The organism is Vreelandella titanicae BH1 (assembly GCF_000336575.1).
Lineage (GTDB): Bacteria > Pseudomonadota > Gammaproteobacteria > Pseudomonadales > Halomonadaceae > Vreelandella > Vreelandella titanicae.
The window spans coordinates 528,351-543,574 of record NZ_AOPO01000001.1; the positions used below are offsets into that span (position 1 = coordinate 528,351).

The following is a 15,224-nucleotide window of genomic DNA, read 5'->3' on the forward strand; positions in this document are numbered from 1 at the left end:
ATATATATTAGTTCAAGTGACAATACACAACTAGTCTGAAGGAAGTCATTCCCAATCCCTTCCGGCGGAGTAGCCAACAAATGTCTGAAAATATGAGCGTACGTTTCGAGCACGATATCCTTGAGACGACAATTACCAACCTAGTCATTGCCAATCGCATTCTTGCTCGTGAAGACGTAATAGATGACTTTGGGCATGTGAGCGTACGAAACCCACTGAACCCTGATCGCTATTTCTTATCGCGCTCGCGCAGTCCCGAGGTAGTGACCCGTGGCGATATCATGGAGTTTACGTTGGATGGCGAGTTGGTCGGCAGTGACCATCGTCGGCCTTATGCTGAGCGACATATTCATGGCGCAATTTATAAGGATCGACCCGACGTGAACGCGGTCACGCATCATCATGCGCGCTCAATCCTGCCGTTTACCATGAACGCCATTTCATTGCGTCCGATCTTTCATATGTCAGCCGTAATAGGCTCAACAATAGAAACTTGGGACAGCCAAGACGAATTCGGCGATACCAATATGCTTGTAGATTCAATGGAGATGGGCCACTCGCTTTCTAAGGTACTTGGTGAAAGCCGTGTTGCTCTATTGCGTGGGCATGGGTGTGTCTGTGCTGCTGACAATCTTAAGGCGGTTTGCATGGTCTCTATAGGATTGAAGGATAATGCCAAGCTCATTCATGACACGTTACAGATCGGAGAACTGAGCTACTTGACCGACGGAGAGATAGAAAAAACCAGCGCCATGCTCCTAAGTCCTATGCCATTAGCACGTGCGTGGGATTATTGGGTGGCACGTGCTGGATATAGTGGAATATAAGCACGGAAGCGATTGACCCCAACAAAAACAAGCTATTTATCATCGATAAAAATAAAATTAACAACGGAGTATTACCATGAAAAAAACAATGCTGGGCGCAATTTTCCTCGGTACAACACTCTTTATGGCTAACGGTGCAAACGCACAGTCGCTTGGTATTGGCGCAGGAACTCAAGGCTCACAAAACTACGCCGTCAATGCCGGTATGGCGAAGTTTCTATCTGATGAAGCGGGTATAGATGTGCGTGTTCAGGCCTATGGCGGAACGGGACAGTCGATGCCAATGATTGATACAGGGCGTCTAGACCTGCAATTAATACCAAGTCCCGATATTTCGGCTGCTGTACAGGGACAGGAGCCATTCGAGGGTAGGCCCCTGGAAAACCTTCGAGTTGTTGCCTCGCTGAGCTCCTCAGCTTATGGCTTCATGGTGCGTGAAGATTCAGATTATTACAAAGTCTCCGATATTGAAGGCACGAGTATCACCTATGGGTACACAGCTCAGCCGACCTTAAAATTTCAGGTCGATGGCATTCTCGCTGCTGGGGGGCTGTCTATTGATGATATGGAAGCGCACATGGTTCCTTCTGTGCCAAATGGCGTCGATGACTTTATTACGGGCAACGTAGATGTAGCTTTCTTCGCATTACAAGGGGGTAAAACACGCGAGGCAGATGCTTCCCTAGGCATCCGCTGGCTTGCGGTCAACGATACACCCGAGGCCGAAGCAGCGATGCAGGAATTCGTACCCACCTCTTATATTAAGACGGTCGAACCGGGCAGTGACAGTGTAGGCGTGGATGAGCCTACACCAATGATGGGTTACGACTACGTGCTAACGGCGGGAACACATGTTCCTGAAGAAACTGTTTATGAAATTGTGAAGCTTTTACATGATAATCCTGAAAAAGTGCGTGGAATTCTCAGAACCTTTGCGGAATTTGATCCTGAAAGAATGGCGCCTGAATTCAATGGGTTAAGCTATCACCCAGGTGCGATTAGCTTTTATAATGAAGTAGGGATGATGGAGTAACGTCATGCTAGAGTCCAAAGATGACACCATGGTTCCTGACATGTCTACTAGTGTGATCAAGCAGTTGAAGAGGCTCGCAGGAGGACTAATGGTACTGCTGCCGGTCGCTTATGCCGGCAACATGCATCAACTGCTGAACATTTCAGTTTACGATGTACAGCTCTTGGCCTTAGTTCTAACACTTGCTCTCTCTGCTGGTTTTTTGATCATGGCGGAGCACTCTCAAAAAAGACTTCTTAAAATAACCGATTTTGTCTGTGCGGCTTTAACATTTTGTGTTGGGCTGTATGTCTCCCTCTACTATCCAATGATATCGATGGAGGCTCCCTATCTTCCGGGCTGGCTTATTGCGACTAGCGTAGTCCTGTTCAGCGCACTTATATTTAACCTGCCAAGCTCTGCCGGTATTGGCATCCTATCGGTTGTTCTGATATTTCTAGCCTACGGGCTATTTGGACATCTCGTCCCAGGGGAGCTTCAGAGCAGGGAGACAACGTTATCGGAACTGGTGGTCTATCTCGCGATCGATGCAAATGGGATGCTTGGGACTGCACTAAAAGTCGCAGTGATAATCGTCATTCCTTTTTTGCTTTTCGGCCAGCTCCTGGCGCGTTGCGGGGCAGCTGATTTTTTCAATGACATCGCTTTAGCGGGCATGGGGCGATTTCGAGGGGGGCCAGCCAAAGTTGCCGTCACCGCCTCGGGGCTCTTCGGCTCAATATCGGGCAGTGCCGTGGGTAACGTGGTTGGCACTGGCGTTGTTACGATCCCAATGATGAAAAGGGCAGGCTTCACCCCTTCTTATGCAGCCTCGGTAGAGGCAGTGGCTTCTACAGGTGGCCAACTAGTACCTCCTGTAATGGGGGCGGCTGCATTTATCATGGCAGACTTCATAGGTGTCGACTACTCAACGGTCATGATGGCAGCGCTGCCTTCTGCACTGCTGTACTACCTTGCCATTTTTATCAACGTTGATCTTTATGCCGCCAAGCGCAATATTCGCTCGGTCGAAGCCTCCCAGATCCCCTCAGGCTGGCATTCGTTAAAACAAGGCTGGCATTTTCTAATTCCTTTTTTAATCCTCTTTTATGCACTGTTTGCTTTAAATATGCGCCCCGAACGAGCGGCCGTTTTGGCGGTGCTCACCCTGTTAATTGTAAGCTTAATTTTTGGGTATCGTGGACGCCGCATTGCGCTTAGTGATATTTGGCCGGTTGTGTCTTCAGCAGGGGGAGCCGCGTGTGGGCTCGTTATTGTTTGTGCTGCAGCTGGTTTAATCATTGGTGTACTCAATATTTCAGGCCTTGCCTTTAATCTCACGCTTCATATTATCAACGCAAGTGGAGAGAATGTTTTCCTGCTAGCTCTCATTACCGCGCTAATTAGTATTGTGCTAGGTATGGGAATGCCCACTGTAGGGGTATATATCTTACTCGCAACGCTAGTGGCGCCAGCACTTGTTGAGGTCGGTATACCTGTGATTTCGGCACACCTTTTCGTCTTTTACTTCGGTCTTCTTTCTATGGTGACTCCACCCGTGGCCCTCGCTTCATTCGCGGCCGCTAACATTGCTGGTGCTGGAGCGTGGAGTACGAGTATTGCTGCAATGCGCCTGGCCTGGCCAGCCTATGTCGTACCGTTTCTATTTCTATTTGCCCCATCTCTTATATTAGAGGGCAGTCTTATAGAGGTAGTTTTGGCGTTAGGATCGGCAATATTAGGCATATACATGGTTACGGCGGGAATCGTTGGATACATGAACGGTATAGTGAGCACATGGTTTCGCTGTTTACTACTTTTTGGAGGGCTTTTCCTACTCATTCCAGCGGATCTTTTTTCTGGTGGATTCTATACCGATATTATAGGCTTAGCTGTTTTTGGCTTTTGCATAGCTTATAAATATTTGTGTAAAAAAACGTCTGTCCTTCCCCTAGCTTAGTTTTGCCCTTAATTATAGTGACAATTAATTTTCGTGACTCAAGTTGCGGTGATGGTCTATAAAGGGGGTTGAAGCTCAAATAATTAATTCATACTTGGAAAATCGTTTTTAGGGGTGACCTGTCTCCCAAAACTATCGCTATGAACATAAGGAGATTTCACGCTAACCCTTATTTGACGGAGATCTCAACATGTAAGGGACACACTATACCGAAGATCAGATCATTGGCGCCATCCTGGAATATGAGGCAGGCGCCAAAGTGGACGTCCTCTGTCTGCCTCAAGCTGGGTATTTCCAGCGGCACCTTCTATAACTGGCGTAGTAAGTACACTGGCCTTGAAGTGAATGAAGCGAAGCGCTTGCGGGAGCTTGAAACAGAGAACAATAGGCTCAAAAAGCTTCTGGCTGACAAGCTCCTGGAAGTCGAGGCCATGAAGGATGTGCTGTCAAAAAAGTGGTAACGCCTACAGCCCAAAAAGCGGCTGCTCGGCATCTGGTTTATGATCACCAGTTTAACGAGCGTTCCGCCTGCCAACTTGTAGGCATTTCTCCTCGAACAGCGTATCGGTATCAAGCGTAGGATAAACAAGACGGTGCCTTAAGAGCGCGTCTTAAAGGGCTTGCCGCTCAGAAATCTGCCTATGGCTATCTGCTATTATATGCGCTGTTAATAGCTGAAGGCCTGGTCACTAACCGAAAGCGATCGTATCGGATTTATACCGAAGAAGGCCTGCAGGTACGTACCAAACGGCGCCAGAAGCTCCACCGGCCACGGCAGCCGCTGAATGTGCCAACGAGGGCCAATGAGCGTAGGTCGATGGACTTCGTGTCCGATCAGCTAGCGCCTTCGGGAGCTGAATGTGGTGGACGACTTTTCACGGGAGATGGTAGGCCAGTTAGTATCCGAATCGATTAACGGACGTCAGGTGGCTCAGTTTATGGGGCAGCTTTGCGAAGCAAGAAGTAAACTTCACAGAATTATTTGCGATTATATTACAGAGTTTACGAGCAAAGCGATGTTCTTCTGGAGTAAAGAAACGGCGGTGACACTAGGCTTTATTTAGCCGGGCAAGCCTACTCAGAATGCCTCGGTGAAAAGCTTGAACAGTAAGTTCCGAAACAAATCCCTGAACCGCCACTGGTTTAGAACAATGAATGAGGCGAGAGCGGAAATTGATGCGGGGCGAGACCACTACAATCACGTTCGCCCCCCCCCCCACAGCTCACTCAATTACCTGCCGTTCGTTGAGTTTGCTCAACGAACGGCATATGTGGAGACACATGAGAGAGTGGTGCTAATCCAGGGGACAGTCAGTTATATAACCAGCTCTAACATCTCATTAATGCAAATGAAACACTTTTCGTTAAGTTCGAGCTGAGCTTTTCAGCGTCCGGCTTATGCATAAGCAACTATTTTTGATGTATTTTAAAATTACTTCAAGACATTCCAATATATGCCATAAAACTTGAACCTAAAACAGTAAACAAAGTTCCGATTATAATCCACACGCTGAAAGTTTCATTATCACGCATAAACAAAAAAGTAATAAGTAGTACAAAGAATGGCGTGGTCGCTGCTAATGGCGCAATAATCGCAATATGACCTTTCTGCAGTGCCATATAAAGCAATACGGGGCCAATACTCGAGAAAATACCGGCAATCACAAGTGTTACAAACTCAGTATGGCAAAGAATCAACGCATGCGCAGGTCTGAATGCCACAAGGTATATACTCAAAACGAGCCAGGAGGATGTAGTAGTGACTGCAGCGGCAGTTACTGCATCGGTGCCGATATCAATACCTGCTTTCCTGAAAACCACTGAAACGCCATAAGTAAACGAAGCAGCTAACGGAAATAGTAAATACTTTTTCGAGACTTCAGAAACATTCTTGGGATGGTTTCCGTTCTGTGCACCAAGAAGTAAGCTTCCAAACAAAACCATTAATACACCGACAATTATCTCAATTCTAAGGGTTTCACCTAGAAATATAACCGCGAAAAGTACAGTAACAACTGGGTGAGTCAAGGTTAGTGGTGTAGTAATATTTGCGCCCAATTTAGCCATGCCTTGGAACTGAAAAAAACGCCCCATCAAAGGTGCGAAAATACCAGCTATTGCAAAGTAGCCCCATTCAATCGAAATCGAAATACTCTCCTGCGCACTAAGCAAGCTCCAGCCCCAAAGAGTTACCACATTAGTAGTGAGAGTTACACAAAGAGCAGCAAGAGATGATACGTTTTGCCCAGTTATTTTGACGAGAACAAATGTGACAGCAAACATTAATGCAGAGGCAAGCGATAGCAAGATCGGTACTGCTTGCAAGCTTGTCACTATGTTCTCCCGCTATAATAAGAATAGAGGCAGAGTCTTTACCATAACTCTGCCTCCATAGATGACGAAGAAAAGTGATCTACCTTATGCAGGCAATTTTTGGCTATGTAACCGTAGATGTGGTGTACCGATAATTGCCATGGCGACAATAATCACAGCCAGTGCAACTGCCCAACTGTTTGGTGTAATAAAGAGTAGTCCTGCCACTCCAAAACCAAGTCTTGGGAGCACGTTGACTCGACCTCGCCAGTACCCTTCCACGGCGATGCTCAATAGCAAAACACCGATCACTGCGCTAGCACAGGTAACTATAATCTCGATAGGATCGCCTACCATCAAAAGTCCCTCGCCATATACAAATGCAAACGGAACGATGAAAGCCGTAATGGCTAATCTGACCGCGCCGGTGGCAATTTCCAGCGGCTTAGCATCCGCAATTGCCGAAGCGGCAAACGCGGCTACTGCGACCGGTGGCGTCATAGCTGATAGCACAGCGAAGTAAAGGATGAACATGTTGGTCTGAAGGACACTAAAATTAAGTCCTAGCAAGGTGGGCCCGACCAGAACAGCAGCCAGGATGAAAGCTGAGGGTGTTGGCATACCCATCCCTAGGATAATGGCCAACACGGCGGAAATAATTAGGGCCAGAAAGGCGGTATCGCCAGCCATCAAGTAAACAAGATCGGCAAATTTTCCGCCCAACCCCGTCATTGATATTCCCCCTATGACCAAGCCAGCAGCTGCACAAGCGGCAACAACGGATACCATTCGTAGCGTAGTTACGGCCAAGGCATTCCATATTGCCATGGGTCCCATTCGTGTTGAACGACGCACCATAGACACCATCAGAACTACGACAGTTGATACCGCTGCAACATAAGTGGGCGAATAGCCCATCAGCAAAGCAGATGACAATGCAATCAAGGGAAGTATGAACAGGCCACCGTTCTTAAGAGTACCTTTTAACGGCGGAGTCTCTTCTTTCGTTAATCCTCTCAGACCAAGCTTCTGGGAGCGCAAATGCACCTGTGCGTAAACACACAAAAAATAGAGTAAAGCAGGAATGATGCCTGCAATGGCGATATCGCGGTATTCGATTCCCGTATACTCCGCCATGATGAAGGCTGCAGAACCCATTACTGGAGGCAACAGGCTCCCGCCCGTTGAAGCAGCTACTTCTACGCTACCTGAAAGCGCTTTACTGTAGCCAAGGCGTTGCATGATAGGGATAGTGACGGAACCCGTTGTGACAACATCTGAGGTTGGGCTTCCCGACATGGTACCGTAGAGCGCTGAGGAAATAACGGCAATCTTAGCAGGGCCGCCCGTTCTACGGCCAGCCACTGCGGACGCTAGGTTATAGAAAAACTCAGCACCTCCGGCTTTAGAAAGGAAGGTACCAAACATTACAAAAAGAAAGGCATAAGTGGCAGCCACTCGAAGGGGCACTCCAAACAATCCATCCGACGTAAACATCATGATATCAAGGAAGTGGTTATAACTAACTTCCCTGAAACCGAGTGTTCCGGGTAGACCGTGCCCCCATAGATTGTAAAAGACAAAGGCCAGAACAACGCTAGTCAGCCCAAAACCGACCGTACGACGCGTCGCCTCAATCGTTAGCACCAAAAGCACGCTGGCTGCCACCAAATCAGGCATTTCCAATGGATACAGCAATGTAATGCGCTCAACAATCCGCTGATTTTCCGCCAAAAAATAGATACCGACAACAAGACTGGCTATTACCAAGCACCAGTCTACAAAGCTGGGACGTTCTACTCGCCCATTTGGTCCTGCGCTCACAGTAAGGAATAGCAAAGCCAGCATGGCAGATAGAAATACAACCATCATGGCATAAAGATCTACATACACGACCGTCGTAGTGTAAATAACTCCAAGCGCCACAATTGCTGCACTTCCATGGACAGTCTTCCCTAGCTTGCCTGTCAACGACCTCTTGGCGCCGGTCCCTGTTATAATCGGAAGTAAGTGATTCATCTAGAAACCTCTCAGTATTGATATTGTCCTTAACGCTTAGCGAAGGCCAACTTCCTTGAGGTAACGTTCAGCACCATCATGGTATGGAACCACTTCGACACCCGCCATGACTTCTGGCGTCAGACTTTCCATAGCTGGGTGAACACCGGCAATTTTTTCATAGTTTTCATAGAAGGCTTTGGTCAAGTTATAAGCCATTTCATCATCCATGGAACTATTCACGGCTAAGGTAGCGCTGATGGATACGGTGGGTGTTTCTTCCTGCTCCCATTCGTAGGCACCTGCAGGAATTGTAAAAGGATTGGTCCCTGTATTTTCAGAAACCTCTTGGATGGTTTGCTCAGAAAGGGGTAATAAATCCAAATCAACACTAGAGGCCGCTTGCATGATCGAACTCTGCCCCACAAATAAGCTATTTAATAACATGTCGACGCGTCGATCTTGGATTAAGCCTGACTGCTCACTAGAAGCGGCATAGATGATGTTACCACCCCAGCTTTTGACCTCTTCTGAGGTTGCTCCTATAGAGTCCAACATAGCTTCGGCAACACCTGACGCGATATTGCCTCGCTTATTGATGGCGATGGTGATTGGCGGCTTAATATCAGCGATATCCGAGAAACTAGTTATGCCATGCTCCTCCGCAAACTCCTTCCGTATTACGGCTTGCATCGGCGCCCAAGTATAAAGATAAGAGAGCACTCTAATGTCATCATTAACAGCCTCTCGGAAGGGAGCTTCTCCATCCCGAGCCAACTGCAGAACCGCATCCTCGACAAGTCCTAGGTTAGCGTCGCCACGCTGTAATACTGCCACATTCGCTATACCACCTCCTGATGTTTGGTAAGTCACTGTTGATCCAGGATATTCCTCCTTTAAAGCGCTATCTAGACCAGCACCTAGCAGGGACCATAATCCTCCTGGCGAGGCGCCAGCAACGGTGAGTTTGTATTCCTGAGCCGATGCGACATTCATCACGCTAGGAACAACAATGGCTATAGCAATCACGGTTTTTTTAATTGAAATTTTCATTTTTTAGCCTTTTTACTAGTTTTGTTATTGGTTAAAATACGATTAGTTTATTTTATAAGTATCTTTGATGTTGAGTGCTCTTATTGCTACCGAACACTATTATATTTTGAAACTTTCCAGTGTTGCGGGGTGGAAAAGCTCCTCGGGTTTCAGGAGACGTTGAGATAATCCTTCCGCATGGTGTTGCACTAAAAAGCGCTCCAATGTGTTTCGGTTAGGTGCAAAGCCGTAGGACCAAAAATCTTCACCCATTAGGCGGCGTGCCGCCAGCAGCTGGTCTTCAACAAACGGGAGAGTTACCTTGGTCGCCGAAGTGTCACTAAGTTTTGCAAGTGCTTTAGCCTTTGACTGCTCAAAAGCCTTGTAAACCGAGAACGGTAACCATGGATGGCGATCCACCAGTGTTTTCCGAATACCTAGTAAATGCATAATTGGAAAAATGCCAGTTCGCTGGTACCAATCCGAGGCTGCTTGTTGAGGATCACTATAGAGGTAACTGACATGTGGATGTCCCTGCATAAAACAAGAAGGAGCACGAGGGCCCATTACGGCATCAAGCTCTCCGGAAGCCAGCATTCCCGAGAGTGTTTCTCCTTCGGGAATATTTTCTACATGAACACCCTCGGGAAGATTGAGGTTGATTTTCTCGACCCGACCTGGCTCCTCATAACCACCACGCAGCCATGTCATGTCTTGTGGACGAATGCCATGATCCTCTTCGAGGAATAAGCGCGCCCAAACATTGGCAGTCAACTGATATTCGGGCACCCCAATACGCTTGCCCCGAAGATCCGTAGGTGTTTGGATTCCTCGATCGGTCCGTATATAAATGGAGGTATGCCTAAAGGCACGTGAGGGAAAGACGGGAACTCCAATATAAGGGCAATCACCTGCAGCTGTTTTCACAGTGTAACTGCTTAGCGAAAGCTCTGTGATATCAAAGTCGGCATGACGGAAAGCACGAAAGAAAATTTCTTCGGGGTCATGCAACATATATATAGAGTCCACACCATCGATCTGAACCTCCCCATCGATCAATGGCCTCACACGATCATAATTGCCAATCGCAACCGAAAGTTCCAACTTGTTCATCAGGGTTCCTGCGTGGTTATCTAAAATGGAATGCTCATCACCATGAAAAGATGCGCTCATGCACTCATGGGTATCATCGTTTAAGAGTTTGATGGTTACTGTAAGCTCTCATATAACTCCTCTTCTTCAGGTGCAGTACCCAATTGACGCCAGTCTTCTTCTTTCGGGACAATGCCTTGAAACGACTTGAGCTTGTAGTGTGGAATTCTTGGCTCTTCAGCGCCGATAGCCTTTCCATCTTGTTGCATGGTTTTAGCGGCTTGAACCATCTGTCGACGGAACTCGACAATAGCCAAGTCGCTTGCTCCGAGACGATCATGACTACGGTCGGCGATAGGACCCATGGTTTCCCACATCGCGATATCTTGGTTAGGGATGCCCGCAATCCCAGTAAAGCTGGTGCCGAGTTGCATTATTCGGCGATCCTGCCAGTAGTTGTTTTCTCGTGTGCGAAACTTACGGAAGTGCTTATCCACGTCGAGCCCAACTTGCGTGTGGAGAAATTTACGCCAAGACTCTGTATCTGGAGTCGTGTTCGCATCACCCCAGGCAATAAAGTGAAATGCTGTATGGGTATCATCAATTGGCACATGCAATATCGCGATATCGTAGAGATTATTAGGAGGGATCTGTACGGTAAAAGGAGCAATAAAGAGCGTAGTACGTACATAATTATGCGTCTTGGCATCTTTAATCGGCCGGCGAAGCGCTACGTATCTGAAGCCGAATGGTGTTTGTTGCACTTCCAAGCGTGGTGCTTTATCAGTGGAGGGGCGTAGCCAGAGTTTATCAGTCGCTTCGGCACCATCCTTACGGGCAGGAACCATGTCCGTGGAATGTAGGCTTGAAGAGTGTGCCGAATCTATTGCGCCCTCAAGAATCTGAGCCCAATTACAGTCAATGATCACCTTGGAGATGGACACTTTGGTTTCGGGGCTAGGCTGGAAAACTGGTGGTATGAACTCCGGTTGTTCCTCGGATGGCCCCATGTAGACCCAGATAAAACCCGCTGCTTCATGGGTTGGGTAAGCCTTATGTTTTACCTTTTCTGTCATCTTCGATTCTGGTGGCTCAGACGACATTTCCAAAACATTGCCATCGACATCCATTTTCCAGCCATGATAAAGGCACCGTAATCCACATTCTTCGTTACGACCCAGCACCAGCGAAGCACGCCTATGCGGGCACATCTCGTCCAGTATCCCTACTCTTCCTTCTGTATCGCGGAACGCGACTAGATCTTCACCAAGCAAACGTACCCGCACCGGATCACCGTCCGGCTCTTCGACTTCCTCGGATAGGCAGGCCGGCAGCCAGTGTCGGCGCATGATCTCACCCATAGGCGCATCACCTTCAACACGGCAAAGTAAATCATTCTCTTCTTGTGTCAACATAAGACCCGGTCTCCATTTTTGTTTGGATTTATAAGTTTCAAGCTGAACTTATGGCTCTGTGAATATAATTAGATATCTAACTTACATATCTAACCATAGAGCCTTTCATCACTATGTCAAACAGACCAAAGTCGCATGTTTTTTTATGCTTGAGTGCGATAAAGATATTTTTTAGTGACAGCTAATATTTGTATATTTAACGAAAATGATCTTAGCCGTAGACTGAACCGCCCCGGCTTTACCGGAGACTCCATATCTTGAGAGGATGGAGTTATGAACTCACCAAAACGATATTCCCCAGAAGTCCGAGAGCGAGCTGTTCGATTAGTCCTTGAACAGCAAGGCGAATACCCGTCCAAGTGGGCGGCGATCTGCTCCATTGCCAGCAAGTTTGGCTGTACACCAGAGACCTTAAGAGCCTGGTGCAAACGCTCAGAACTCACGCAGGAAGATAGCTCGGCTAACCTGCCTGAAAATGAACGACTCAAGCAGCTAGAGCGTGAAAACGTCGAATTGAAGCGCGCTAATGAAATTCTCCGCAAGGCGGCTGCTTTTTTCGCCCAGGCGGAGCTCGACCGCAAACCCAATTGATGGTGTCATTTATCGACGAGCATCGTGCTCAGTTCGGGGTCGAGTCGATTTGTAGCCAGCTGCCAATCGCCCCATCGACGTATTACCACCACAAGGCACTTGAGACTGATCCTGAGCGGCGGGCAGATCGATATCGGCAGGATGCGTTTCTTACCGCTGAGATTCAGCGAGTGTGGGAAGAAAACTTCTGCGTCTACGGTGCTCGTAAGGTCTGGCGGCAACTCCGCCGTGAGGGCGTTAATGTTGCTCGTTGCACCGTAGAGCGACTCATGCGACGCCTGGGAATTCGCGGCGTGGTGCGAGGCCAACGCCCCTTCACGACGATCAGTGATCCCGGCCAGAAACGAGCACCTGATTTAGTGAAACGTGACTTTACGGCCATGCGTCCTAATCAGCTTTGGGTGGCCGATTTCACGTATGTCGCTACCTGGTCTGGCTTCGTTTACGTTGCGTTCGTTATCGATGTTTATGCACGCTGTATCGTGGGTTGGCGTGTAGCAACGTCGATGAAAACGGGATTGGTACTGGACGCTCTGGAGCAAGCCCTGTGGGCACGAAAGCACAGGCAAGGGTTAATCCACCATAGTGATAGAGGAAGCCAATATCTCTCGATCCGCTACACAGAGCGTATGGCTGATGAGGGTATCGATGCCTCAGTCGGCACCACCGGTGACTCCTACGACAATGCGCTGGCCGAGACCATCATCGGCTTATTCAAAACGGAGGTGATTCACCATCGTGGACCATGGAAAGGGCGAGATGCCGTTGAGTATGCCACGCTGGGATGGGTTGACTGGTTTAACAATCGCCGACTGCTGGAACCCATAGGAAACGTTCCACCAGCAGAACGAGAAAGGACGTATTATCGTCAATTGGAGGAGTCGGGTGAAGCTGCCTGACTCAAACAAACCGGTCTCCGGAATAACCGGGGCGGTTCAGACACTTAGCTGGGCGAAACACTTGTAAATTTAAGGGAGGTGACGGATTTATGCTGTATTGAGAATGCAGTATCGAAGAGCGCATCACCCTGCACGTAAGAGCTTCTGCTAGGTTATTCATATGCTGTGGCGTTCTACGTCTCTACTCTCAGCCGGGAAGAACGACGCAACCAAAATCTATCGAGTACCTATTGTGTTCGTGTGCAGACGCAACACTGCGCTCAAAGCGCTGTCTGTCGCTCCAAATGGAAGCTGCTGTTGGGCAGTGAACACTTGTCTTCAGATCAAATCGTGAGCAAGCTAAGTATGATAATGGCCAGCTTTGCAGATGCTTGTATCTGTCACGAGAGAGTCTCTAGCGCCATCTAACCCTTGCCCGTTGGCGAACATAAGGAAGGGCTGATTCAGTGACTGAGCAACGACGAATCGACCAGTAAGATTCGTTGTGGCCTAGTAGCATATACCCGACATGAAGGCATGCATCTAGGGCACCAGAAATCGCGAGATGCGAATTGCCAAGCCATGACTCCTAGCCGTTAGATACGAGCGAGTGCTACTAACTATCGAGTGATGATGCTCGATATTTACAGACGGTCTATTATCGGCTGGGAAGCCTTCCTGACTGAGTTAGTTAGTTGTCGATTAGTCTCTAGTGTTGCATGCCAACAACGTCAGTCCGTTCACTGCGGCAAAAACGACTTTCACCCCATCGTTCAGCCAACCCCGTGTCAACTACAATCCCTCTTCGGAGTTGCTGATCCTTTTCTGTAAGTATCGGCCTTGCTATTCATACGATGGTTTTGCCACCGTTTATACTCACTTAGAACCTGTATTCCCCTTCAGTAAGTTGGGAGGCTGTTTGAAATATCTCTCTTTCTACAGTGCATAATCTGGCATCAGTCAGAACGGTCTAACGGCAAGCAAAAAATTCATTAGCGCCAAATGCGACTAAAGTAGAACGCCACCTACTTGTATTTACACTGCCAAAATACTTAGATATATAATTATTTTTCGAAAACACCACAACAATAGTGAGTATGTTATGTCTACCCCCTCAGACAAACTTCTTATGCATGAGCTAATCGTTTCCGCTCGGGACGAGATCGCTGACGGCATCCACCGCTTTGAATTAGTTGATCCTGATGGTGGCGAACTTCCCGAATTTACCCCCGGTTCTCATATAAGACTTGAGACTCCTAACGGGCAAGAGCGTTTCTATTCGTTATGCAATGCTCCTGATGAGCACGATAGGTATGTCATTGCCGTTAAACGTGAAGATACTGGCAAAGGCGGATCCAAGAGCTTGGTGGACGAGGCTCAGCTTGGTGACCGACTCAAGGTATCAGTGCCTCAAAACGACTTCGAGCTTGAAGGCAACCCAGCCCGCTATATCTTCATAGCTGGAGGTATCGGCATCACTCCTATTCTCTCTATGATTCACCATCTCAGGGCTACGAGTGGCAAACCCTTTAAGCTCTATTACTTAACACGTGAGCCGTCTCAAACCGCTTTTTTGAAAGAACTCAGCGCTCCAGAATATCGGGGCAAGATAGTGATCCATCATGATCATGGAGACCCCGAAAACGCTTATGACTTATGGCCAATCCTTGAGCAACCCAAGGGAGCTCATATCTACTGTTGCGGCCCCCGAGGTCTAATGGAAGCGGTTAAAGACATGACTGGTCACTGGTCTCCATCGAGTGTGAGGTTTGAGGACTTTGGTACGAGTCAAACAGTTAACACGGCAGATGACACCCCTTTCACGGTACGCCTTCACAAGACTGGAGAGGCGATCCCGGTTCCGGTAGGTGTCTCAATTCTTGAGGCATTAAGAGCTAATGGTCATCATGTTCCTTATTCCTGTGAAAGCGGAACCTGCGGCTCCTGTCGCACACAGCTATTGGAAGGGGAAGCGGAGCACCGAGATTTAGTCTTATCGGAAGCCGATCGTCAGAATCACATCATGGTCTGTGTCTCACGTGCGTGTTCGGAAGAATTGGTAATTGACCTTCCAAATGATTCTTTACGCTAATATGGAGTGTGCTC

Annotated in this window: 10 protein-coding genes, 1 pseudogene and 1 other annotated feature; of the genes and pseudogenes, 6 read left to right on the forward strand and 5 right to left on the reverse strand. The window is 48.0% G+C overall.

Features of this window, described 5'->3' with window-relative positions; translation table 11 throughout:
• Nucleotides 1-80: 80 nt before the first annotated feature.
• The 4 genes and pseudogenes from HALTITAN_RS02230 to HALTITAN_RS24655 all read left to right on the forward strand — a co-directional run.
• Nucleotides 81-827, forward strand: a complete 747-nt coding sequence (locus HALTITAN_RS02230) for a class II aldolase/adducin family protein (RefSeq protein ID WP_197671968.1) — start codon at nt 81-83, stop codon at nt 825-827.
• A 76-nt stretch (nt 828-903) separates the two neighbouring features.
• Nucleotides 904-1,860: a TAXI family TRAP transporter solute-binding subunit gene (locus HALTITAN_RS02235; protein WP_009286116.1), complete on the forward strand. Its 957-nt coding sequence runs from the start codon at nt 904-906 to the stop codon at nt 1,858-1,860.
• Nucleotides 1,861-1,864: 4 nt separating this feature from the next.
• Complete coding sequence (locus tag HALTITAN_RS02240) at nt 1,865-3,799, forward strand: TRAP transporter permease (RefSeq protein WP_009286117.1); 1,935 nt, start codon at nt 1,865-1,867, stop codon at nt 3,797-3,799.
• 220 nt (nt 3,800-4,019) lie between these two features.
• Nucleotides 4,020-5,067 (forward strand): annotated as a pseudogene (locus HALTITAN_RS24655) (IS3 family transposase); the annotation flags it as partial.
• A 169-nt stretch (nt 5,068-5,236) separates the two neighbouring features.
• Here HALTITAN_RS24655 and HALTITAN_RS02255 read toward each other — a convergent pair.
• From HALTITAN_RS02255 to HALTITAN_RS02275, 5 genes are all read right to left on the reverse strand, one after another.
• The gene (locus HALTITAN_RS02255) at nt 5,237-6,133 is read right to left on the reverse strand and encodes a DMT family transporter (RefSeq protein ID WP_009286118.1); all 897 of its coding nucleotides are present in this window, start codon (nt 6,131-6,133) and stop codon (nt 5,237-5,239) included.
• An 84-nt stretch (nt 6,134-6,217) separates the two neighbouring features.
• Nucleotides 6,218-8,131, reverse strand: coding sequence for a TRAP transporter permease (locus HALTITAN_RS02260; protein WP_009286119.1), 1,914 nt, complete (start codon nt 8,129-8,131; stop codon nt 6,218-6,220).
• Between the two features lie 36 nt (nt 8,132-8,167).
• Nucleotides 8,168-9,163: a TAXI family TRAP transporter solute-binding subunit gene (locus HALTITAN_RS02265; protein ID WP_009286120.1), complete on the reverse strand. Its 996-nt coding sequence runs from the start codon at nt 9,161-9,163 to the stop codon at nt 8,168-8,170.
• A gap of 99 nt (nt 9,164-9,262) precedes the next feature.
• A complete protein-coding gene (locus tag HALTITAN_RS02270) occupies nt 9,263-10,315 on the reverse strand; it encodes a substrate-binding domain-containing protein (RefSeq protein WP_009286121.1) in 1,053 nt (350 codons plus the stop codon).
• Nucleotides 10,316-10,350: 35 nt separating this feature from the next.
• Nucleotides 10,351-11,649: a Rieske 2Fe-2S domain-containing protein gene (locus HALTITAN_RS02275; RefSeq protein ID WP_051051808.1), complete on the reverse strand. Its 1,299-nt coding sequence runs from the start codon at nt 11,647-11,649 to the stop codon at nt 10,351-10,353.
• 273 nt (nt 11,650-11,922) lie between these two features.
• On the opposite strand from HALTITAN_RS02275, the gene HALTITAN_RS02285 reads away from it, so the two are divergent.
• Both HALTITAN_RS02285 and HALTITAN_RS02290 read left to right on the forward strand, forming a co-directional pair.
• A protein-coding gene (locus HALTITAN_RS02285) for an IS3 family transposase (RefSeq protein WP_085947139.1) occupies nt 11,923-13,139 on the forward strand; the annotation gives its coding sequence in 2 pieces (ribosomal slippage) (nt 11,923-12,208 and nt 12,208-13,139; 1,218 coding nt in all).
• Nucleotides 12,198-12,314 (forward strand) — a sequence feature (AL1L pseudoknot). (Overlaps the previous gene by 117 nt.)
• A gap of 1,081 nt (nt 13,140-14,220) precedes the next feature.
• Nucleotides 14,221-15,210, forward strand: a complete 990-nt coding sequence (locus tag HALTITAN_RS02290; protein ID WP_009286122.1) for a PDR/VanB family oxidoreductase — start codon at nt 14,221-14,223, stop codon at nt 15,208-15,210.
• Nucleotides 15,211-15,224: the final 14 nt, after the last annotated feature.